General features: G+C 64.2%; 20 protein-coding genes and 1 pseudogene. 13 read left to right on the forward strand and 8 right to left on the reverse strand.

Annotated elements, in window-relative coordinates; genetic code table 11:
• Positions 1–214: 214 nt before the first annotated feature.
• Positions 215–1,173: pseudogene (locus tag AC5V87_RS19985) on the reverse strand (helix-turn-helix domain-containing protein).
• 294 nt (positions 1,174–1,467) lie between these two features.
• On the opposite strand from AC5V87_RS19985, the gene AC5V87_RS19990 reads away from it, so the two are divergent.
• From AC5V87_RS19990 to AC5V87_RS20005, 4 genes are all read left to right on the forward strand, one after another.
• The gene (locus AC5V87_RS19990) at positions 1,468–2,979 is read left to right on the forward strand and encodes a caspase family protein (RefSeq protein WP_495367545.1); all 1,512 of its coding nucleotides are present in this window, start codon (positions 1,468–1,470) and stop codon (positions 2,977–2,979) included.
• A 298-nt stretch (positions 2,980–3,277) separates the two neighbouring features.
• Entirely contained in the window at positions 3,278–3,472 is a 195-nt protein-coding gene (locus AC5V87_RS19995) for a hypothetical protein (RefSeq protein WP_495367546.1), read from the forward strand.
• 365 nt (positions 3,473–3,837) lie between these two features.
• On the forward strand, positions 3,838–5,085 hold the full coding sequence (locus tag AC5V87_RS20000) for an FAD-dependent oxidoreductase (protein ID WP_495367547.1): 1,248 nt from the start codon (positions 3,838–3,840) through the stop codon (positions 5,083–5,085).
• 177 nt (positions 5,086–5,262) lie between these two features.
• A complete protein-coding gene (locus tag AC5V87_RS20005) occupies positions 5,263–6,024 on the forward strand; it encodes an outer membrane protein (protein WP_495367548.1) in 762 nt (253 codons plus the stop codon).
• Positions 6,025–6,132: 108 nt separating this feature from the next.
• Here AC5V87_RS20005 and AC5V87_RS20010 read toward each other — a convergent pair whose 3' ends face one another.
• Together AC5V87_RS20010 and AC5V87_RS20015 are read right to left on the reverse strand one after the other, a co-directional pair.
• Complete coding sequence (locus AC5V87_RS20010; RefSeq protein WP_495367549.1) at positions 6,133–6,903, reverse strand: SDR family NAD(P)-dependent oxidoreductase; 771 nt, start codon at positions 6,901–6,903, stop codon at positions 6,133–6,135.
• Positions 6,904–6,924: 21 nt separating this feature from the next.
• The gene (locus tag AC5V87_RS20015; RefSeq protein ID WP_456838628.1) at positions 6,925–7,110 is read right to left on the reverse strand and encodes a hypothetical protein; all 186 of its coding nucleotides are present in this window, start codon (positions 7,108–7,110) and stop codon (positions 6,925–6,927) included.
• A gap of 141 nt (positions 7,111–7,251) precedes the next feature.
• On the opposite strand from AC5V87_RS20015, the gene AC5V87_RS20020 reads away from it, so the two are divergent.
• Positions 7,252–7,890, forward strand: coding sequence for a hypothetical protein (locus AC5V87_RS20020; RefSeq protein WP_495367550.1), 639 nt, complete (start codon positions 7,252–7,254; stop codon positions 7,888–7,890).
• Between the two features lie 77 nt (positions 7,891–7,967).
• On the opposite strand, the gene AC5V87_RS20025 is transcribed toward AC5V87_RS20020, so the two are convergent.
• A complete protein-coding gene (locus tag AC5V87_RS20025) occupies positions 7,968–8,756 on the reverse strand; it encodes an outer membrane protein (protein WP_495367551.1) in 789 nt (262 codons plus the stop codon).
• A 396-nt stretch (positions 8,757–9,152) separates the two neighbouring features.
• Positions 9,153–11,201, reverse strand: coding sequence for a DNA topoisomerase IV subunit B (parE, locus tag AC5V87_RS20030; protein ID WP_495367552.1), 2,049 nt, complete (start codon positions 11,199–11,201; stop codon positions 9,153–9,155).
• A 275-nt stretch (positions 11,202–11,476) separates the two neighbouring features.
• On the opposite strand from parE, the gene AC5V87_RS20035 reads away from it, so the two are divergent.
• The 3 genes from AC5V87_RS20035 (at position 11,477) to argC (ending at position 13,917) form a co-directional block, all read left to right on the forward strand.
• Positions 11,477–12,007, forward strand: a complete 531-nt coding sequence (locus tag AC5V87_RS20035) for a DedA family protein (protein ID WP_456838624.1) — start codon at positions 11,477–11,479, stop codon at positions 12,005–12,007.
• Positions 12,008–12,268: 261 nt separating this feature from the next.
• A complete protein-coding gene (locus AC5V87_RS20040; protein WP_495367553.1) occupies positions 12,269–12,937 on the forward strand; it encodes an FMN-binding negative transcriptional regulator in 669 nt (222 codons plus the stop codon).
• Positions 12,934–13,917, forward strand: a complete 984-nt coding sequence (gene argC / locus AC5V87_RS20045; protein ID WP_456838622.1) for an N-acetyl-gamma-glutamyl-phosphate reductase — start codon at positions 12,934–12,936, stop codon at positions 13,915–13,917. The genes AC5V87_RS20040 and argC overlap by 4 nt, the downstream gene beginning before the upstream one ends.
• A gap of 370 nt (positions 13,918–14,287) precedes the next feature.
• Here the strand turns inward: argC and AC5V87_RS20050 are convergent, their stop codons facing one another.
• Positions 14,288–14,686: an MAPEG family protein gene (locus AC5V87_RS20050; protein ID WP_456838621.1), complete on the reverse strand. Its 399-nt coding sequence runs from the start codon at positions 14,684–14,686 to the stop codon at positions 14,288–14,290.
• Positions 14,687–14,743: 57 nt separating this feature from the next.
• Positions 14,744–16,549 carry a PHA/PHB synthase family protein gene (locus tag AC5V87_RS20055; protein ID WP_456838620.1) on the reverse strand — a complete coding sequence of 602 codons (1,806 nt, stop codon included), beginning with the start codon at positions 16,547–16,549 and terminating at the stop codon, positions 14,744–14,746.
• Positions 16,550–16,803: 254 nt separating this feature from the next.
• On the opposite strand from AC5V87_RS20055, the gene AC5V87_RS20060 reads away from it, so the two are divergent.
• From AC5V87_RS20060 to AC5V87_RS20080, 5 genes are all read left to right on the forward strand, one after another.
• Positions 16,804–17,076 (forward strand): hypothetical protein, encoded by a 273-nt coding sequence (locus AC5V87_RS20060; protein WP_456838619.1) that lies wholly within the window; start codon positions 16,804–16,806, stop codon positions 17,074–17,076.
• A gap of 216 nt (positions 17,077–17,292) precedes the next feature.
• Complete coding sequence (locus AC5V87_RS20065; protein ID WP_495367554.1) at positions 17,293–18,513, forward strand: LL-diaminopimelate aminotransferase; 1,221 nt, start codon at positions 17,293–17,295, stop codon at positions 18,511–18,513.
• A gap of 30 nt (positions 18,514–18,543) precedes the next feature.
• The gene (locus tag AC5V87_RS20070) at positions 18,544–19,860 is read left to right on the forward strand and encodes a homoserine dehydrogenase (RefSeq protein ID WP_456838618.1); all 1,317 of its coding nucleotides are present in this window, start codon (positions 18,544–18,546) and stop codon (positions 19,858–19,860) included.
• Between the two features lie 81 nt (positions 19,861–19,941).
• On the forward strand, positions 19,942–20,943 hold the full coding sequence (gene glpX, locus AC5V87_RS20075; RefSeq protein ID WP_456838617.1) for a class II fructose-bisphosphatase: 1,002 nt from the start codon (positions 19,942–19,944) through the stop codon (positions 20,941–20,943).
• 120 nt (positions 20,944–21,063) lie between these two features.
• Complete coding sequence (locus AC5V87_RS20080) at positions 21,064–21,783, forward strand: haloacid dehalogenase type II (protein WP_495367555.1); 720 nt, start codon at positions 21,064–21,066, stop codon at positions 21,781–21,783.
• A gap of 55 nt (positions 21,784–21,838) precedes the next feature.
• Here AC5V87_RS20080 and AC5V87_RS20085 read toward each other — a convergent pair whose 3' ends face one another.
• On the reverse strand, positions 21,839–22,261 hold the full coding sequence (locus AC5V87_RS20085) for a cupin domain-containing protein (RefSeq protein ID WP_495367556.1): 423 nt from the start codon (positions 22,259–22,261) through the stop codon (positions 21,839–21,841).
• Between the last annotated feature and the right edge of the window lie 36 nt (positions 22,262–22,297).

Here is a 22,297-nt window from a genome sequence, read left to right on the forward strand (position 1 = left end):
GCTCTCAAAGAAGCTGGGGGTGCTGACTCACGCGAACAAAGCGCCAGGCTCAGGAATCGGTCTCCGACCTGAGCCGCGTCGCTCCGGAACATAGGCAGGAATTGGCCAAAGTCAATGGAGCGGGCGCGGGAAGACCCTAAAAAACCTGAGGTTTTTAGCCAAATACCGGGTGCGTCTGGGGTTTTCCGCGAGGCCGGAACCGCCAAGACCATGCTTAACGCCCCTCCTGCCCCTGAGCCCGGAAGTCGCCTGGAGCCATGCCGTAGGCGGCGTTGAAGACCCGGTAGTAGGTCGCAAGGCTCTCGAAGCCGCAGGAGATCGCGATGTCGGCGATCAGCCGTTCCGGCGCCTCGCGCATCAGACGGCGGCTCTGTTTCAGGCGCTCGTTAGTCACCGTCTGCGAGAAGCTCTTCTCGGCGGCCTCGAACAGCATGTGCAGGTGGCGCACGGACACGCCGAGCTGGTCGGACACCATGGCCGGTACCAGCTGCGGGTTTTGCAGATGGCGCAGGATCAGGTGCCGCGCCTGGGAGAGGCGGGCGGTCCGCAGCGCGGCTTGTCCGCGACGGCTGCCGGCCCGCACGATGCCGCGCTCGATCAGCGCGAGATGGGCGAGCGCCTGGGCGAGCGACGTCGTGTCCGGTCGCGCCCTCGTCCGTGGCGGCCTCGACGAGATCGGTGAAGCAGGCCGCGAGCAAGGGCGCCAGAGCGTGGTCGTTGAAGGTCTTCGGCGCGAGCTCGCGCATCCGCTTGTCCCGGACCGGGATGCTGCTCATCGGGATCTTCACGATTCGCAGGTGGAAGCCTGCGGCGCCGAGCGGTGCGGTAGGGCAGGTCGGTATGGCTGGTGGCGAAGCTGCCGTTGGCAATCGCGAAATCGCTTGTACGCATGCCACCGAACCAGCCGCCGCTGCCGAGCTGCTGGTAGACGCAGATGGCATCGCTAGGGGCGTAAGCGATGTCGCATGTGCTACGCTCGACCGTGTAGGGCGAGGCCTTCAGCTCGACAAGGCCGGCGCCGCCGAGCTGGCGCAGCGAGAACTCGCCGAAGAAGTCGGCGCGCCGTTCGCGCTCGAGCTCGGCGGTGACGCCGAACAATCCCTTGGCCCGCACCTCGCGCCAATAGTCGAAGCGGTCATGCGGTTCGACTTCGTCAGTACACCAGCGATACACGGCAGCCCCCGCTTGCAGCGCGACGCCCCAAAAGCGCGATGAGATTGGGATGAATCGTCATCGCGCTTTAGGTTGTTGTTTGAGCATGATCTTTCGGAAAACCGCTTCGCGCTTTTCCGGATCATGCTTTAGAAAAAGCAGATTCCGCCGGAATCTGCCATAGGCCAGATAAGCCCGGCGACCTTGAACCGCCGATATGGCTCGGCCGACTATCACATCAGCGGCGGAGGCTTCCAATGAACGACGTTCGAGGGAGCCCGGGGGGCCGGCCGTTCTGCAACGGGATTTATTTCGATGACGCGTCGGCTTTTCAGAATTTTGGCAGCCCTTGGTCTGGCGGTGAGCCTTGGCGGCTTCGCGCTGCCCGCATATGCCGAGAAGCGCGTCGCGCTCGTCGTCGGCAACAACGACTACCGCAACGTCCCGAAGCTGCTCAAGGCTGTCAACGACGCCCGCACCATGGGCGACACGCTGAAGCAGCTCGGCTTCCAGGTGATGATCGCCGAGAACCAGAACCGTCAGCAATTCTCGGAGACGCTGCTCGCTTTCGATCGCGCGATCGAGCCCGGCGACACCGCGTTCTTCTTCTATGCCGGCCACGGCTTCGAGATCGCGGGCCAGAATTATCTGCTGCCGACCGATGTGCCGTCGGCGACCGAAGGTCAGGAAGAGCTGGTGCGCGACGCCTCCATTCTCGCGGACCGGATCGTCGAGCGGCTCCAGAACAAGAAGGCGCGCACCTCGATCTTGGTGTTCGACGCCTGCCGCAACAATCCGTTCGAACGCGCCGGCACGCGCGCGGTCGCTGGCGGTGGCGGCCTCGCGCCGATGACGCAGCTGCCCGAAGGCGTGTTCTCGGTGTTCTCGGCCGGTCCCCGGCAGACCGCGCTCGACCGTTTGTCCAACGACGACGCCAACCCCAATTCGGTGTTCACGCGCACCTTCGCCAAGGAGCTGCTCCAGCCCGGCGAGAACCTCGTGCAGGTGGCGCAGCGCACGCGCCGCCTGGTCAGCGAGATGGCCGACACCGTCCGGCACAAGCAGGTGCCAGTTTATTTCGATCAGATGGTCGACGATGTCTTCCTCAGCGGCATGGCCAAGGACGCCGCCGCGCGTCCCGCCGAGCCGCCGCAGAAGATCGCCGCGCTGCCGCCGGTCGCGGTGCCGCGCCCGCCGAAGGAGGAAATCACCAACGCGCCGATCGCGAGCTTCTCGCGCCATAGTGGCGGCTGGAGCGTGGTGTTCTCGTTCGCCGATCCGACGCTCGGGATTTCCTGGCGCATGGCCGGCAAGGGTGAGTTCCGCGAGACCGGCTTCATCGACACGCTCGATCCGCGCACTCGCAAGCGGATGCCGAACCCGTCGATCGAATTGCCGCCGGATGCGCAGGCCGGCACCATCGAGGTCCGCTATGTCGACCAGTCCGGCGACATGCAGGGGCCGTTCCCGATCAGATTCGATCCCGAGGCCGCGCTCATCCGCGACCAGCGCAAGATCCTCGACATGACCGCGACCAGCTGGCTGTCATTCCGCGAGTTCAACGGGCTGCTGGTCTATTACACGCATCTCGTGTCCTACCGCTGCGCCATCCGCGAGGTGCGCATCGGCATCGACACCGCTGTCCCAAATCAGGTGCTGAAGATGCCGAATTGCGACATGCGCGATCCCAGTGCAATCACCGCCGGCATGCCGCTCTACATGAAGCTCGCCCCCGGCACACAATTCGTTTCGGTGGAGCTGACTTATCGTGACGGCAGCGTGTCGGAGATCAAGAGTTTCCGCACGGCAAACCGCAGCAACAATTAACGCGGCTCTGTAACCAGCCGTCGTCACGCTCTGAATCGTCGAACACCCCGCGAGCGTGAACCATGATCTACACAACGGCCGCCGCCGTGAGCACAGGCTGCTCAGACGATACGCAACCTTAGAATGAGGGCTACGCTGGGGAAAACCGGCAAAGCTATGCTTTTTGCAAGTTCCGGTAGCGGAATGTGCGCCAGATATTTCAGGCCTTTTCGTCTTTGCCAGGCTGCCGCCCGGCGCTTTCCTGGCTGTCGGCTGGACGCAACATTCCTGCGCCATACTCCGTCACCAGAGGTGAGACATGTCGAACATGGCTAGTCAGCCCCGCTTGGGTGCGGACATCGATGCCGAGAAAATCGCTGGCAACAAGACGCCGTTCCGCGAGCGTGCCTTTGCTGGCGCCTATTTAACCGCTGTTGGCGTCGCGATGATCTGTTGGCTCTACGTCATCACCCGCGCTGCAATCGCCGCGATCAGCTGGATGGTGTTCGGCTAACCTGCCGCCAGAAACTGACTGATCTTGATCGCCGCGCAGACGATCATACCCCACAATGCGAAATTGATCTGCAACGCCTCGGCCATTGGCTTTCCCCACCTGGTTCCCTCGAGAGCCGCGTTCTTGAGTGACGCGATCTTTTATGGCGATACAACTTTTGACGCCGCCAATATTGAGTCGGATCTTAGGCAAGTCCGGATGGTGAGAAAATCCGTATGGCTACGGTTCGAGCAAGTTCCTTGTGGAGCGGGCCGAGCGCTATAGCTGTGAAACCGGAACTTTCTCCGGAAGCCGGTTTTCCGTTGCATTCAATGGTTGAGAAGGGACTCCCCAATCTCCAGGCGGTGGCGCATGTTGTGGCGACAATGACATCCGATCAAGCACCGAGCCGGACTACAAAAGTCCGATGCTGCATCGTCGGCGGCGGGCCGGCCGGCATGATGCTGGGCTATCTGCTCGGGCGCGCCGGCATCGACGTCGCGGTGCTGGAGAAGCACGCGGATTTCTTCCGCGACTTTCGCGGTGACACGGTGCATCCCTCGACGTTGCAGGTGATGGATGACCTCGGCCTGATCGACGAATTCCTGAAGCTGCCGCATCAGCGTTTGCAGAAAATGGACGGCCTGTTCGGCGGCATAAAGGTGCGCATCGCCGATCTCAGCCGGCTCGACACGAAATATCCCTTCATCGCCTTCATGCCGCAATGGGACTTCCTCAATTTCCTGCGCTCGGCCGGCAAGCGGTTCGCATCCCTCAAGGTGATGATGAACACGGAAGCCGTCGACCTGATCCGCCGTGGCGACATCATTGCGGGCGTGCGCGCGAATACGCCGGATGGGCCGATCGACATCGAGGCCGATCTCACCATCGCATGCGATGGCCGGCATTCGACCGTGCGCGAGCGCGCGGGTCTTGCGGTCGAGGAGATCGGCGCGCCGATGGACGTGCTGTGGTTCCGCGCCGGTCGCAAGGCGGACGAGACCGAGAACCTGTTCGCGCGCATCGAGCCCGGCAAGATGATGGTCACCTTCGACCGAGGCGACTATTGGCAATGCGCCTATGTCATCGCCAAAGGGCAATACGATGCGGTGAAGGCGAGGGGATTGCAGGCGCTGCTCGATGACGTCGTGCGCATGGCGCCGATCCTCAGCTCCGGCATCGCCGACGTGAAGAGTTTTGACGATGTCAAGCTGCTCACCGTCGCGATCAACCGCCTGAGCCGCTGGACACGGCCGGGCCTGCTGCTCATTGGCGATGCCGCGCATGCGATGTCGCCGGTCGGCGGCGTCGGCGTTAATCTCGCGGTGCAGGATGCGGTCGCGACCGCAAACCTGCTCGCCGACAAGCTTCAGCGCGGCTGCCCCGCCGAGGATGAACTCGATGCGGTGCGGCGCCGGCGCGCATTTCCGGTGCGGATGACGCAGGCGATGCAGGTGATCGTGCAGAACAACATCATCAGCGGCGCGTTGCAGAGCGGCGATCGGCCGCTGAAGGTGCCGCTGGTCCTGCGCCTCCTCACCGCCTTGCCGTGGCTGCAAGGCATCCCTGCGCGCTTCCTCGCCATCGGCGTGCGGCCCGAGCATGTGCAGTCGAAGGCCGCGCCGGCACGGTGATGCACGGGCGGTAGGGATAATGCCGCGTTAAATCGCGCGCGGCGCGTTGCGCACGTGCAACAGCGCAGACGGATTCACGGTGCGCGATGTGCCAATCCGGCGTCTTAACTTTCTTGATTCAAATTTGAGTAAGACCTGCGTGTGAGCGTGCGCCCATCAAAGGACACGGGGTGTACCATGCGTAACAAATTGATTGCTGCCTTCGCCTGCACGACCGCTCTGGTTTCGACCGGCGCTGCCTCCGCCGCCGATCTCGGTGCGCGCTACACGAAGGCGCCCGCCTATGTCGAGCCGCTGTTCAACTGGACGGGTTTCTATGTCGGCGGCCATATCGGTGGCGCCTGGACCAACGAGCAGTTCATCAACAACGGCAACGGCGGCGGCTTCGGCGATCTGACGCCGGGACAGGGCTATCGTCAGCGTAACTCGGGCGTCATGGGCGGCGCTCAGATCGGCTACAACTGGCAGGCCAACAACTACGTGTTTGGCATCGAAGGCACGATCTCCGGCCTCGACAACAAGGGTTCATTCAGGAACACCGCGTTCGGCCCGGCCAACGATGTGTTCTCCTGGCGCGCCAACGTTCTCGCGACTGTCGTCGGTCGCGCCGGCTTCGCGGTTCAGAACAACCTGTTCTACGTCAAGGGCGGCTACGCCGGCGTCAATAATCGGCTCTCCGTCGCCGATCCGGTCGTGACGGGTACGGGTGGTCAGACCCACTGGGCCAACGGCTGGACCGTCGGCGCCGGCTGGGAGTACGGTATCACCCGCAACTGGATCGTCGGCCTCGAATACAATTATGCGGCGTTCGGCGGCCAAACCTATCAGCTCGGCGGCACTGCGGCGAACTACACTTTCGATGCCAAGCCACGCGACATCCAGTGGGCCGTCGTGCGCGCGAGCTACAAGTTCGACGCGCCGGTCATCGCGCGCTACTGAGCAACGAACGACCGATCAGCAAAAGAAGACGATCACTGCCAAATTCAAAAGCCCCGGCCTGGTCCGGGGCTTCTTTTTTGCACGCAGGTCTTCGCGTGCGAGGCAGCCTCACGCCATCACCGAGAACCCGCCGTCGACAGGGATCGCCGTGCCCGTGACGAAGTTCGAGGCGGGGGAGGCGAGGAATACGGCGATGCCGGCGAAGTCGTCGATGTTGCCCCAGCGGCCCGCAGGCGTGCGCGCCAGCACCCGCTCGTGCAGACCTGCGACCTGCTGCCGCGCGCTGCGCGTGAGGTCGGTGTCGATCCAGCCCGGGAGGATGGCGTTGACCTGGATATTGTCGGGCGCCCAGGCATTGGCGCAGGCGCGCGTGTACTGCACGATGCCGCCCTTGCTCGCCGCATAGGCGGTCGCGAAGCTCGCGCCGAAGATCGACATCATCGAGCCGATGTTGATCACCTTGCCGTTGCCGGACGCCTTCAGCGCGGGATAGGCGAGCTTCGAGCACACGAAGGCGCTGGTGAGGTTGGTGTCGATCACCTTGTTCCACTCGTCGAGTTCGAGCTCGTGCGGCGGCTTGCGGATGCTCATCCCGGCGTTGTTGACGAGGATGTCGATACGGCCGAACTCCTTGACGACACCATCGATCATGGCAACGACCGCCGCCTTGTCGGTCACGTCGGCGGCGACGGCAATCGCCTTCACACCGCGCGCTTTGAGGTCGGCCACGGCGGCGGCGGATTTGGCTTCGTTGCGTCCGACTACGGCGATATCGGCGCCGGCGTCGGCCAATCCGTGGGCGAGGCCTAGGCCAATGCCGCCATTGCCTCCCGTCACGATCGCGACCTTGCCGCGGAGATCGAACCGGCTGGATGTCATGCTTGTATTCCCTGGTTTCTTCTATCGGTTGCTCTGCCAGATCAGCACCAGCCCGAAGCCGGCCATGGCGGCGCCATAGCCGGCCCACTGCAGCTGGTTGACCATGAAGCTCGATCGTGGCCAGGGGACGGTGCCCGTGCCCTGGCCGATCCAGAGCAGCCCGAGGGCGAGGGCGAACAGGCCTGCGACAAGCAGAAATCTGCGCATGCATTCCTCCCGTCGGTCCGCTTCTGTCGTGGCCTGCGGGATCAAGATCGCCGCCAGCCGCGAAAACTTACCGCCAGACTAGCCGTAGCTTCGGTTCGGATACAATGGCCGCAGACGCAAGACGGCTGCGAGGGAGCAAGCATGCCCCAACGGAAGATGGCGCTTGGTGCCGCGGCCGGGCTTGCGCTAGTCGCGGCCTATGCCGCCGTTCCGCGCCAGGCGGATCTGCGAGCTTTCGATCCGGCCGAGATGGCGCGGCTGGAGACCGCAATGTGGCGCGACTATTATGACAAGCGTTATGGCGCCCTGTTCTACCACCTCTATGAATCGACCCGGACGCAGTTTGGCTTCTCCCCGCTGAAGAGCCTGCACATCGCCCTCAGCGCGGCCGAGGCAGCCAGGACGTTCCAGCCGACGCGCTCGCGCCGCGAGGCCGATGCGGCGCTGCCGGCCCTCATGGCGTATTACGGCGATTTTGCGCAAGCCGCGCCCGCCGCATTCGACGTGGCCGAGGCCGCCCGTCTCGAGCTCGACTGGTGGCAGGCGCGCCGCGAGGCGGTGGCGCCGCGCGACTACGGTCTCACCATCGCTCGCGTCACCGCGCTGACTTACGGCAAAAGCGCGGACGATTCCGGCATCCAGCAGTTCGGCATCGCCCGGGCGGAGGCAATGGCGTTTCGCGATTCGCGCGGTGAGAGGATCTCGGAGGCCGATTGGGCCACGATCGAAGCCCGGCTTGGAGAGGCCTACCGATCGCTCAAGGCCAGCATCAGCCGCTAAAGCACGCACAACGAAAAAGCCCCGGGCGATGCCGGGGCTTTGACGCTGAACTTGCGTTCGGATCAGTATTTGGTCGCTCAGTACTTCGCGACGACCGGACCGGTCCAGTTGAAGCGGTAGACCAGCGAGGTCGAGATCGTCTGGTTCCAGCTGTTGGCGCGGATGCTCTGTCCGACCGGGAGATTGCCAGCGTCCGTCAGGATGTCCTGGGTCTTGGCGTTGTAGAAGGCCGAACGGTACTCGGTCTTCATGAACCAGCCGGGTGACGAGATGCCGAAGAAGTTCAGGCTGTTCTCGACGCCGCCGCCGACGAACCAGCCGTTGCGGTTGTAACCATTGAGATGAACACCCGCGGGGACACCGGCCAGGGTCAGGAAGTTCGTGCTGCCGAAGTGAGCGCCGGAGTAGCCGCCGTTGACGTAGGTGAGAACGTTCGGAGCAACCAGCCAGCCGAGGCGCACGCCAGCGGCCCAGGAGTCTTCCAGCTTCTGGTTGCCGGTGATGCCGCCGAAGAGGAGCGGATCCTGCACCGTTCCGCGGATGCTGCCGAACTGACCATCGGCGAACACGCCGGCGACCCAGGTGCTGTTGAACTGCCAGTCGTAGCCGAGGCCGACGGTGCCGAACCAGCCCGAGCCGCCCTGGCGCTGATCGATCGTCAGCGGAATGGCGCCAACCGTGGTCTGGACGCGCTGGTCCGAGTTCGAGAGGCCGCCGCCGCCGCCGCCGAAGATGTAGAAGCCGGTCCAGTTGGCGACGGGCGCCGCAACCGGGGCCTTGACGTAGGGGCGAGCAGCCAGATCGGCCGCCGAGGCCGAACCCGTCATTGCCGCAACAGCGGTCAGAGCCAGCAAAATCTTCTTCATGTCAAAATCCCCAACCTTTTTCTGTCGCAGCAGGCGCGAGCGCACCGAAGTCCGTGTCATCTGATGACCGGACTATAGACGGTTCTCCTGGAAATGCTGTTGCTGCGCAGGCACAGTCGCCGGAAAACGCCCTCCGGCCGAGTTTCGAAACGCGGTTGGTTGAAATCTAGAAACAGAAGTAATCACAATGCTTTACATCGGGCGTTAGCCTTCGCGCCCGGAGTAGTTTTCGTTAGCACCATCGCCTTTGTCCGGAATGGAGGCAGTCCTGCCTTAGCCTTTGGCGCCCTGAGTCGTTGGCCGAGTCGCCCTCTCGCGGGCCACGCGGGAGGCCTGGCCGCAACAAAAAAGCCCCGGCCGATGGCCGGGGCTTCATGCAAGGCATTGGAGCCTGCTTCAGACGTCCAGCAGCTCGTCGCTCGCGAACTCGGCCTTGTCGGAGATGAAGGCGAAGCGAGCTTCAGCCTTGGTTCCCATCAGGCGCTCCACCGAATCGGCGGTGGTGTCGCGATCGTCGGCGAGCAGCACCACTTTCAGCAGCGTCCGCTTGTTCGGATCCATCGTGGTCTCCTTGAGTTGCGCCGGCATCATCTCGCCGAGACCTTTGAAGCGGTTCACCTCGACCTTGGCGTTGGCGTTGAACTCGCTCTTGAGCAGCGCCTCCTTGTGCGCGTCGTCGCGGGCGTAGACCGACTTCGAGCCGTGCGTCAGCTTATAGAGCGGCGGCACCGCGAGGAAGAGGTGCCCCTCGTCGATCAGCCGCGGCATCTGCCGGTAGAAGAACGTGATCAGCAGCGAAGCGATGTGCGCGCCGTCGACGTCGGCGTCGGTCATGATGATGATGCGCTGATAGCGTAGATCCTCTTCGCGGTAATGCGCGAGCTGGCCGCAGCCGATCGCCTGCACGAGATCGGAGAGCTGGGCGTTCGCCGTCAGCTTGTCCTTACCGGCGGAGGCAACGTTGAGGATCTTGCCGCGCAGCGGCAGCACCGCTTGCGTCTTGCGATCACGTGCCTGCTTGGCGCTGCCGCCTGCCGAGTCACCCTCGACGATGAAGAGCTCGGAGCCTTCGGTGCCGGCATCGGTGCAGTCGGCGAGCTTGCCGGGCAGGCGCAGCTTCTTGCCGGCAGTTTTCCGCGCGGTCTCTTTCTCCTGTCGCCGGCGCAGCCGCTCCTCGGCGCGGTCGATCACGAAGTCGAGCAGCCGGTTGGCCATGTTCGGATTGCCCGACAGCCAATGGTCGAACGGATCCTTCATCGCCTGCTCGACGATGCGCTGCGCCTCGGCGGTGGCGAGGCGATCCTTGGTCTGGCCCTGGAATTCCGGCTCGCGCACGAACACCGAGAGCATCACGGCCGCGCCCACCATCACGTCCTCCGACGTGATCGACGAGGCGCGCTTGCCCTGGCCGACGCGCTCGGCGTGATCCTTCAGGCCGCGCAGCAGCGCGCTGCGCAGGCCGGATTCGTGAGTGCCGCCATCCGGCGTCGGCACCGTGTTGGTGTAGGACGACAGGAAGCCGTCGGCATCCGCGGTCCAGGCGACGGCCCATTCGCAGGCGCCATGCGAGCCGTTGCGGCCCGATTTGCCGGAGAAGATGTCGGGATGCACCAGCGTGTCGGCGTGGATCGCCGCGGCGAGATAGTCCTTGAGACCGCCGGGGAAGTGGAATGTGGCTTCCGCCGGAACATCCTCGATACCCTTGAGCAGCTCGGGCGCGCAGTTCCAGCGGATCTCGACGCCGCCGAACAGATACGCCTTGGAGCGCGTCATCTTGAACAGGCGCTGCGGCTTGAATGCTGCCTTGGCGCCGAAGATATCGGTGTCGGGCTTGAAGCGCGTGCGCGTGCCGCGGCGATTGTTGACCTTGCCGAGGTCCTCGAGCTTGCCCTTCGGGTGCCCGCGCTCGAACGTCATGCGGTAGAGCTTCTGGCCGCGCGCGACCTCGACCTCGAGATGCGACGAGAGGGCGTTCACCACGGAGATGCCGACGCCGTGCAGACCGCCCGAGGTCTCGTAGACCTTGGAGTCGAACTTGCCGCCCGAATGCAGCGTGCACATGATGACTTCGAGCGCCGACTTCTTCGGGAATTTCGGATGCGGATCGACCGGGATGCCGCGGCCGTTGTCGGTGACCGTCAGGAACCCGTCAGCGCTGAGCTCGACGCCGATGAAGGTCGCGTGTCCCGCCAGCGCCTCGTCCATCGAGTTGTCGATGACTTCGGCGAACAGGTGATGCAGCGCCTTCTCGTCGGTGCCGCCGATATACATGCCGGGCCGGCGCCGCACCGGCTCCAGGCCCTCGAGCACCTCGATGTCGGCGGCGGTGTAATCCGCCTCGCCACCGCCCGCGCGCGGAGCTGCCTTCGCGGCGCTCGCACGTGCTTTCGGCTCATTGCCGCCGAACAAATCGTCTTTGCTTTTTGTTTTCAACTGCTTGGACATATATCTTGATGCGTTTTGAGGGCCGCGCAGGCGGCGAATCGGTTCGCGCGACTATGCCACGGCTCACCTGTCGAGGTCACCGCATGCCGGCCTGGTGGGCGTGGGTGGGAGCCAATCCCGGCGATTTTACGCCGCAGGCCCCGCCAATTCCCGGCAATTTGACGCGCCGGTCCGGTTTGGCGTCGGTTTTGTGACTTGATGTCACACAAGTCCTTGGCTTACCAGTCGTTTTCATCGAGCAGCACCTTGAGGCAGGGCGGGAAGGCTATTTCTGAATGGAGCAGTTTGCGCACGCACTGGCCGACTTCGTGCGCGCTCACCAGGCCTGGGCTGCCCCGATCGTGTTCCTGCTGGCCTTTGGCGAGTCGCTCGCATTCATCTCCCTGCTGATCCCCGCCTGGGGCGCGCTGGTGGCGATCGGCGCGCTGATCGGGGCGAGCGGGATCAGCTTCTATCCGGTCTGGATCGCCGGCGGCCTCGGGGCCGCGCTCGGTGACTGGGTCTCGTACTGGTTCGGTTATCGCTACAAGGAGCAAGTCGCCCAGATGTGGCCGCTCTCGCGCTATCCGGAACTCTTGCCCAAGGGTGAGGCCTTCGTGCGCAGCTGGGGCGTACCCAGCATCTTCATCGGCCGCTTCTTCGGGCCCCTGCGTGCCTCGGTGCCGCTCGCAGCCGGCATCTTCGAGATGCCGTATTGGAGCTTTCAGGCCGCCAATTTCATCTCCGCGCTGATTTGGGCGGCGGCGTTGCTGCTGTTCGGCGATGTCATGGCGAAGCTGATGGAATGGATCTGGCGCCTGATCTGACCGGGCAGCTGGGCCGCCTGGTCCTCATGCGCCACGCATTTGGACTTGACCTTGGAACCTTGCGGCCTTATAGCCGCGCGCCATGATCAACGCCGCGACCATCCTGTTCGCCCGTCGCCGCCGCCGCGCTTTAGCGGTTTGGGCGGTTGATCGCGTTTGAGATCATCGTCTTTGCCGCTGGACCCGATCCGCGGCATCCTTTCTCCTGTCAGCGCGATCTGATCCGGCGGCTCCCCCAAGGAGACCCAGCAGGAGACCATGATGTACACGCCACCCTTTTTTAGGCAGGACCGCGCCGCCAGCCTGAAGTTCGCCGAGGAGCGCGGCTTCGGCACCATGTGCGCATTTGACGGACAGAAGCCGGTGGCCTCGCCGCTGCCGTTCTATCTGACCTATGCCGCCGACGGCACGCCGCAGGCCGCCTTTCATGTCGCCCGTCACAATCCGCTGCTAAAGCTTGCGGGCGGTGATGCGTCCTGGCTGCTCGCGGTCAACGGCCCCGATGCCTATGTGTCGCCCGACTGGTACGTCTCGCCGGACCAGGTGCCGACCTGGCTCTACCAGTCGGTGCATCTGAGCGGACCGGTGCGGCTGATGTCGGACCACGAGCTGGCGGTGCAGATCGATACGCTCAGCGCCAAGTTCGAGAACTGGCTGCTGCCGAAGAAGCCTTGGACATCGGCCAAGATGACGGCGGGCCGGCTTGAGGCGCTGAAGAAGGGGATCGTGGGTCTGGTCATGACGGTTGAAGAGGTTGAAGGCAGCTTCAAGCTCAACCAGCACAAGTCGGACGCCGACTATACTGCGATCGCCAATGCGCTCGGGGTACAGCCGGATGCCGACGCCAGAGAGATCGCACAATTGATGCAGGACGTGAGGCCGGAGGCCTTCGTGAACGAAACCAATATGCTCGAAAGGAGCGCGCCATGAGCCTCACGGAAACCACCAAAGTCCCGACCACCGGCGCACCGAAGAAGCCGGCCACCGTCTTCGTCGACGGCGGCTCCGGCACCACCGGCCTCGGCATCAACGAGCGGCTGAAGCTCCAGAGCGACGTCGTGGTGAGGACCATTGCCGACGACAAGCGCAAGGATCCCGCGGCCAAGAAGGCACTGATGGAAGAGGTGGACCTCGTCATCCTCTGCCTGCCGGACGATGCCGCGAAGGAAACGGTCGCGCTGGTCGACAGTATGGGCAATTCCGCGCCCAAGGTGCTGGACGCTTCGACCGCGTACCGGGTTGCGCCCGATTGGACCTATGGCTTTCCCGAATTGACGCCGGACCAGGCCGGCAAGATCAAGGCCGCGAGCAAGGTATCCAATCCCGGCTGCTATCCGACCGGCGGCATCGCGCTGCTGCGGCCGATCGTCGATGCCGGCCTTTTGCCGCGCGATTATCCCGTCACCGTCAACGCGGTGAGCGGTTATTCCGGCGGCGGCAAGTCGATGATCGCGAGCTTCGAGGATGGCAGCGCGCCGTCATTCGAGCTTTACGGCCTCGGCTTCGAGCACAAGCATCTGCCGGAGCTGCAGCTCTATTCGAACCTGACGCGGCGGCCGATCTTCATTCCCTCGGTCGGCAATTACCGGCAGGGCATGCTGGTCTCGATCCCACTCCAGCTCGATACGCTGCCGGGCAAGCCTGGTGGTGCCGACCTCCAGGCCGCGATGGCCAAGCGCTATGCCGGTTCGAAATACGTCAAGGTGATGCCGCTGCAGAACGAGGCGACCAAGGGCGGCCGGCTCGAGCCGGAGGCCCTCAACGAGACCAACATGCTCGAGCTCTACGTCTTCGCCAGCGACAAATATCACCAAGCGGTGCTGGTCGCCCGGCTCGACAATCTCGGCAAGGGTGCCTCGGGTGCCGCCGTGCAGAACATGCGGCTGATGCTGGGATTGCCGGAGGAGTAGCGGCGCACTTGCGCGCATGGCCGGCTTGGTCGTTTGACCCGGCCATCCACACGTTGGCTACGCGGCACGAAGAACGTGGATGCCCGGGCCTTCGCCGCGCCGAAGCGGCTTCGGCCGCACAGGCGGGACAGCCCGGGCATGACGACTGCGGGGTTGGTGCGCTCAGTACTTCGCGATGAGCGGGCCGCCGAACCGGTCGTTAATGCGGGCGGTGATCAGGTCGACGTTCTGGCCGATGCGCTCGGTGCGCGAGAGCGTGCCGACAGGGGCGAGCGCACCGTTGGTGGTGGACGTCGCGGCGGCCCATGAACAGGGGCTCGTGTTCGATCCCGGTTGGCGTCGTGATGCATTGCGACGCGTTGCCGCGCGATCAGAACACCCTGAAGATCGCCAGCGCCAGCACGGCCTGCGCCAGGAAGCCGACGGTAAAGGCAAGGGTGCGGAACACCGGGATGCCCAGCGTATAGACAATCAGATGCGCGACGCGCGACCAGAAATAGACCGCGCAGGCGAGCACAGTCCATTTCGAGGAATAGTCGATCGCGTTCAGGATCAACACCAGCGGTGCGAACAGCACGAGGTTCTCGACCGCGTTGTCATGGGCGAACATCAGGCGGTTCGCCCATTCGGCTTGCGGCTTGTCGCCGCGCGAGGGGTTGGCCAAGGCGCCGCTAAGCCCCCGAACCTGGCAGCGGTTGATGGTGTAAGGAATCCAGAGGATCCCGGTCAGGATCACCGTACAGGTCAGCCAGAACAATTCGCGCGTCATAACCCGGTCCCCTCCAAAGCGATGTCGTGAGTTTATACGAAAGTGCGCGCCATTGCGCTATGCGCGAACCCTGACATAGCTGCCGGGCGCGTCCTCGATCGGGGGCAGGGCATCGCTGCCCACGCTGCGCGCCGGCACTTCCTCCGGATCGAGGCTGCCCAGCCATTCGCGCCAGTCCGGCCACCACGAGCCCTTGTGCTCGACCGCGCCCTTCATCCAGTCCGCGACCGTGACGTCCTTGATGTTGTCGTTGGTCCAGTACTGGTACTTGTTCGAGGCGGGCGGGTTGACCACGCCGGCGATATGCCCGGAGCCTGACAGCACAAACTTCACCGGACCGCCGAAGAACTGCGAGCCGTACAGCACCGATTCCGCCGGTGCGATGTGGTCCTCGCGGGTGGCGAGGTTGTAGACCGGCACCTTGACCTTGGAGAGATCGAGCAAGGTGTTGTCGAGCACCATGGTGCCGGTCGACAGCCGGTTCTCCAGATAGCAATTGCGCAAGTAGTAGGAATGGTTCGCCTGCGTCATCCGCGTTGCGTCGGAATTCCAGTGCAACAGGTCGAACGCGCTCGGCTGCTGGCCCTTCAGATAGTTGCTGACGACATAGGACCAGATCAGGTCGTTGGAGCGCAGCATGTTGAAGGCCATCGCCATCTTCGAGCCTTCGAGCACGCCGGCCGCCTTCATGTCCTGCTCGAGCGCTGCGATCTGCTCCTCGTCGACGAAGACGAGGAGATCGCCGGCATGGGTGAAGTCGACCTGGGCGGCGAAGAACGTTGCCGACGCGACGCGCTGGCGGCGCTTCTCGGCGAGCCAGGCCAGCGTGGTCGCGAGCATGGTGCCGCCGACGCAATAGCCGGCGGTGTGCACCTTCATCTCGCCGGTGACCTTCTCGATCACGTCCATCGCCGTGAGCGGGCCTTCCTTCATGTAGTCTTCCCAGCCCTTGTTGCCGAGCCGCTTGTCGGGATTGACCCATGAGATCACGAACACGGTGATGCCCTGGTCGACGCACCACTTGATGTAGGATTTCTCCGGCTTGAGATCGAGGATGTAGAACTTGTTGATCCAGGGCGGCACGATCAGGAGTGGGGTGCGCAGCACCTTCTCCGTGGTCGGCGAATACTGGATCAGCTGCATCATCTCGTTCTGGTAGATCACCTTGCCCGGCGTCGTCGCCATGTTGACACCGACGACGAGGTTGTCCGGATTGGACTGGCGGATCTTCAACATGCCCTTGCCGGCGGCGATGTCCTCGGCCAGCATCTTCAGGCCGCGCGCGAGATTTTCGCCGCTGCTCGCCACCGTCTCGCGCAGCACCTCCGGATTCGTCAGCACGAAGTTCGACGGCGAGATCGCGTTGGTGACCTGCTGGACGTAGAACTCCGCCTTGCGGCGGGTCGCCGGGTCGAGTTCGGCGTCGCGCACCAGCTCCTGCGCCCATTTGCTGGTGAGCAGATAGAGCTGCATCATGAAGTCGAAGAACTGGTTCGACTTCCATTCCGGATCGGCAAAGCGCTTGTCGCGCGGCGAGGGCGCGATCGCGGGCGGGGCGTCCTGGCCGGCCATGCGGCGCGCCGCCGAGCCCCAGAGGTCGAGATAGTCCTTGGCGAGCTTGGTCTGGAGGTCGGAGGAGCGGGACGAATCCGACAGCCAGTATTCCGCGACTGAGGTGAAGGTCTTGACCACTTCCGTCAGCTCGGCTGGCGGACGGTCCTGCACCTCGCCGCTCTCGCGCGGCTTGAGGTAGGCCGCGAGCGCCTTGCCGCCGCTCTCCATCGCCCGCGCGACATTCATCGCGAAGGCTTCCGCATCGAACTTGGTCTCGGGTTTGGGCGTGTCGGTCGTGACGGTGCTCATGACCAGAACAGTAACGATTCATTCCGTATTCGTCACCGCGAAGCTCGCATCTTTCGCGTCAAACAATCTCGAAGATGTGTTGCGATGCGACAAATTTTCTTGGTTCCGTCACAATCGAGCCGCACCGCTCGTCTTGGTAGTTCCTGGCTGTTTTCTCGCTCGCACCATTTCGGGCAGCAATGGTTTGAGCTTGGGCGCGGTGTCGGGTAGGTTTGCCCGGGGCCGTGCTTTGGGACGAGTAGGGGATTTCCCAAGTGTTGGCGTTTAGGGACCTGCAAAAGTCGCTGCTGATCTGTGGCGCACTGAGCGTGGCGATTGTGCTTTGCGGCTGCTCCAGCCAGCTTGCCGATTTGACGCCTGCGGACGCGCAGGCGCATGCCAAGGAGCCCGGCAGCTATCTGCCGGTGCACGACCTGCCGCCGGATCGCGACCAGGCGGTCATCCCGCCGGAGCAGCGCGCCAAGATCGAGGCCGAGCTCGCCGCCGCTCGCGAACGGCAGGCGATTGCCGCCAAGGATGCGAAATAGCGCAGCGCAAGGTAATCGCTGGCGCCCCCGTCCTGCCGTGCTAAAAGACCTCAGTTCAGCCGAGAGTCAGGGCGAACGACTTCAGCCGCTGTCGCCGAAATTTGCTCTAAGTATTTGATTTTGAGCGGTTTGTGCGAGACGGCGCGGCGCCTTACGAAGGCGGCCGTCATGGTCTGTCGATTCTCTCCTGACCGGTTGCCCGGAGCCCAGAGAGCCATGGAAGAATTTTACCGCATCCGCCGCCTTCCGCCTTACGTGTTCGAGCAGGTCAACCGGGCCAAGGCGGCCGCGCGGAATGCCGGCGCCGACATCATCGACCTTGGCATGGGCAACCCGGATCTGCCGGCGCCGCCGCATGTGCTGGAGAAGCTCAAGGAGACGCTCGGCAAGCCGCGCACCGACCGTTACTCGGCCTCGCGCGGCATCCCCGGCCTGCGCCGGGCCCAGGCCGCCTATTACGCCCGCCGTTTCGGCGTGAAGCTCAACCCCGACACCCAGATCGTGGCAACGCTCGGCTCCAAGGAGGGGTTTGCCAATGTGGCGCAGGCCATCACCGCGCCGGGCGACGTCATCCTGTGTCCGAACCCAAGCTATCCGATTCACGCCTTCGGCTTTTTGATGGCGGGCGGTGTGATCCGCTCGGTGCCCTCGGAGCCGACGCCGCAATTCTTCGAAGCCGTGGAGCGGGCGATCGTGCATTCGATCCCGAAGCCGCTGGCGCTCGTGGTCTGCTATCCCTCGAACCCGACCGCCTATGTCGCGAGCCTCGACTTCTACAAGGACCTCGTCGCGTTCGCGAAGAAGCACGAGATCCTGATCCTGTCCGACCTCGCTTATGCCGAGGTCTATTTCGACGAGAACAACCCGCCACCGTCGGTGCTCCAGGTGCCCGGTGCGATCGACGTCGCCGTCGAATTCACTTCGATGTCGAAGACCTATTCGATGGCCGGCTGGCGTATGGGCTTTGCGGTCGGCAATGACCGTGTGATCGCGGCGCTCGCCCGCGTCAAATCCTACCTCGACTACGGCGCCTTTACGCCGGTGCAGGTCGCCGCGACTGCGGCGCTGAACGGTCCCGACGATTGCATCAAGGAGATGCGCGATACCTACCGCAAGCGCCGCGATGCGCTGGTGGAATCGTTCGGCCGGGCGGGGTGGGAAATCCCGCCTCCGGAAGCCTCGATGTTCGCCTGGGTGCCGCTGCCGGAGGCCTTCCGCGGTATCGGCAGCATGCAGTTCGCGACACTGATGGTGGAGAAAAGCGGCGTCGCCGTCTCGCCTGGCGTCGGCTTCGGCGAGCATGGCGAAGGATACGTCCGCATCGCCATGGTGGAAAACGAGCAACGGATCAGACAGGCCGCGCGCGGCGTGCGCCGCTTCCTTGAAAGCGGCATCGAAACGTTGCACAACGTGGTTCCACTCGCCAATCGGCGCTAAGCTTCTCTTCGGCAGGTTTTCTAAGACATCATGGTTGCACCCCTGAAAGTGGGCATAGCGGGGCTCGGCACCGTGGGCGCCGAAGTTGTCCGTTTGATTGAGACACAGGCACGCCTGCTCGCGGGCCGCAGCGGCCGCGGCATTCGCGTCGTCGCCGTCACCGCGCGCTCGAAGGCGAAGAAGCGCGGCATCGAGCTGCGTGATGTCGAATGGGCCAGGGATCCGATGGCGCTTGCGACGCATCCCGAGGTCGATTGCTTCGTCGAGCTGATGGGCGGCGCCGGCGATCCCGCGCTCTCCGCGGTCGAGGCTGCGCTCAATGCCGGCAAGTCGGTCGTCACCGCCAACAAGGCGCTGCTCGCCAAGCACGGCATCAAGCTGGCGAAAGCCGCTGAAGCGCGCGGCGGTGCGCTGAATTTCGAGGCAGCGGTCGGCGCTGCGATCCCTGTCATCAAGACGTTGCGCGAAGGTCTTGCCGGAACCGGCATCAACCGCGTCTACGGCATCCTCAACGGCACCTGCAATTACATCCTGACCCGGATGGAGCAGGAAGGCCTGTCTTTCGCCGAATGCCTCAAAGACGCGCAGCGGCTCGGCTATGCCGAGGCCGATCCGTCCTTCGATGTCGATGGCCACGACACCGCGCAGAAGCTCGCGATCCTCGCCAGCCTCGCTTTCGGCACGAAAGTTGCTCAAAGCGCGGTGTATGTCGAAGGCATCTCCTCCATCGCTCCGGAAGACTTACGCGCCGCCGCCGATCTCGGCTACCGCGTCAAGCTGCTCGGCGTTGCCGTTCGCACCGCCAAGGGTATCGAGCAGCGCGTGCATCCGACCATGGTTCCCAAATCGTCCTCGATCGCGCAGGTCATGGGTGTCACCAATGCGGTCACGATCGATGGCGAGGGCATTCCGCCGATCACGCTGGTCGGCCCCGGTGCGGGCGGTGCTGCCACCGCATCCGCCGTGGTCGCCGACATCGCCGACGTTGCGCGTGGCATCCGCGCCAACCCGTTCGGCCGTCCGATCGCGCAGCTCCACGACACCAAGAAGGCGCCGATGGAGCGGCACGAAGGCGGCTATTACATCCGCCTCCTGGCGCGCGATTTCCCTGGCACAGCGGCTGCGATCGCGACCCGACTCGCAGAGCAGAAGATTTCGATCGAGTCGATCGTGCAGCGTCATCCCAATGGCGGCGCCGCATCGAGCGACGGCAAGGCGGTCCCCGTGCCCGTCATCCTGATCACCTATGCCACGCATGAGGACGCCGTGCGTCGCGCGCTCGCCGCCGTGCAGAAGGACAAGGTGATCAGCGGACGGCCGCAGGTCATACGGATCGAGAAGAACTGAGGCGGTTCGAACGAACTGCGGGCATTGCGAGTTGATGCGGACAGAGATCTCTGTCCAAAACTGTTTCGAAGGAGTGAGCCGATGTCGACCCATATTTCAGTCCCGCCGCATGCGTTGCTTGAGCGCATCCTCACGCTGGAGATCGTGCGGGTGACGGAGCGGGCAGCGGTGTCTTCGGCGCGGCTGCGCGGGCACGGTAACGAGAAGGCGGCCGACCAGGCCGCCGTCGACGCGATGCGGCGCGAGCTCAACAAGCTGCCGATCCAGGGCACCATTGTGATCGGCGAGGGCGAGCGCGACGAGGCGCCGATGCTCTACATCGGCGAGCAGGTCGGCCTCAAGGCCGGGCCCGAGGTCGACATCGCGGTCGACCCGCTCGAAGGCACCACGCTGTGCGCCAAGAACATGCCGGGCTCGATCGCCACCATGGCGATGGCCGATGGCGGCACGTTGCTGCACGCCCCCGACGTCTACATGCAGAAGCTCGCGATCGGTCCCGGCTACGACAAGGGCGTCGTCGATCTCGATGCCTCGCCCGCCGACAACGTGCTCCGTCTCGCCAAGGCCAAGGGCGTCAAGCCGGAAGGCATCACCGTTCTCGTGCTCGATCGTCCGCGCCATGCCGACATCATCGCGAGCGTGCGCTCGACCGGCGCTGCGGTGCGCCTGATCACCGACGGCGACGTCGCCGGCGTGATCCACTGCGCCGATCCTGATAACACCGGCGTCGACATGTATCTCGGCACCGGCGGTGCGCCGGAAGGCGTGCTCGCGGCCGTGGCGCTGCGCTGCATCGGCGGCCAGATGCAGTGCCGCCTGATCCTCGATTCCGACGAGAAGCGCGAGCGCGCCGCCAAGATGGGCGTCAACGATCCCAAGATGATCTACGGTATCGAGGATATGGCGCGCGGCGACTGCCTGTTCGCCGCCACCGGCGTCACCACGGGCTCGCTGCTGTCAGGCGTGAAATTCCGCAAGGACGGCGTGATCGAGACCGAGACGGTGGTGATGCGCTCCGTCACCGGCACCGTGCGCTACATCAAGGCCGAGCACCGCGAGCTCGCGAAGTTCCATCTGGATTGACGCGGTCTGTCATTCCGGGGCTCGCGAAGCGAGAACCGGAATCTCGCGCCACAACTTCCGGATTCCGGGCTCGCGACTTCGTCGCGTCCCGGAATGACAACGATAAAAAAGGGAGCGCGCATGTCCGATCTCACCGCCGTCAAAGCCCTGGTCTTCGACGTGTTCGGCACGGTCGTGGACTGGCGCACCAGCCTCATCACCGACTTCATGTGGTGGGCGAAAGGCCGCGGCATCAGCGCCGATTGGACCGCGCTGGTCGACGGCTGGCGTGGCATGTACGTCGCCTCGATGGACGATGTGCGCAAGCATCCCGAGCGCGGTTATGTCATGCTCGATGACCTGCATCGCCGCTCGCTGGAGAAGCTGGTCGAGAAGTTCGGGATAAAGGGCCTCACCGACGCCGATCTCGATTACCTCACCAAGGGCTGGCATCGCCTCAATCCCTGGCCGGACAGCGTCGCCGGCCTGACGCGTCTGAAGACCAAGTTCGTGATCTCGCCGCTGTCGAACGGCAACGTCGCGCTGCTCACGAACATGGCGAAGTATGCCGGCCTGCCGTGGGACCTCATCATGTCGGCCGAGCTGTTCGAGCATTACAAGCCCGACCCCGAGACCTATCTCGGCGCCGCAAAGCTGCTCTGCCTCAAGCCGCAAGAGGTGATGATGGTTGCAGCTCACAACGGCGACCTCGCCGCCGCGCAGAAGAACGGGCTCAAAACGGCGTTCGTGGCCCGGCCGACCGAGTATGGCCCGCTTCAGAAGATCGATTTCGAGGCCACCGGCAATTGGGACATCGTCGCCAAGGATTTTGGCGGAGTCGCCGACAGGCTGGGGTGCTGACCTAGTTCAGCGCGAGCTCGCCGTTTCGCCGGCGCCCGCGGAATAGCCGCGCGCTTTACTTCGTGATCGGCGTTGTCAGCTCGGTCTCGGCGGTGTCGACCACGAAGACGGCCAGCAGCTTCGCAGGCTCGGTGTCGCTGGCATTGCTGCTGACGGCATGGCGGTCACCGGGCTTCTCGAAGAAGTTCTCGCCCTTCTGATAGACCTTGGCGGGCTCGTCATTGACCTGGCTTCGGATCGCGCCTTCCAGCACCGTGGCATAGATGAACGCGGAGCGCGCATGCGTATGCGCTGGCGAGGCGCCTCCGGGGCCATATTCGACCAGCACGCCCTTCATGCTCTTGCCCGGCGCATTCGGCAGTGCGTGGTCGAACACCACCGTCACCTTGGCCGACTTCGCTGCAGACTGCGCCTCCGCCGCGTGTGCCGTCAGCACCAACGCGGCGAAAGCCACCGCTGCGATCATGAGTCTGCGCATGGAATGTCCCTCATTGCCGTGGTTGCGTGCGATCAC

The sequence above is a fragment of the Bradyrhizobium sp. SOJA106 genome (assembly GCF_059448745.1).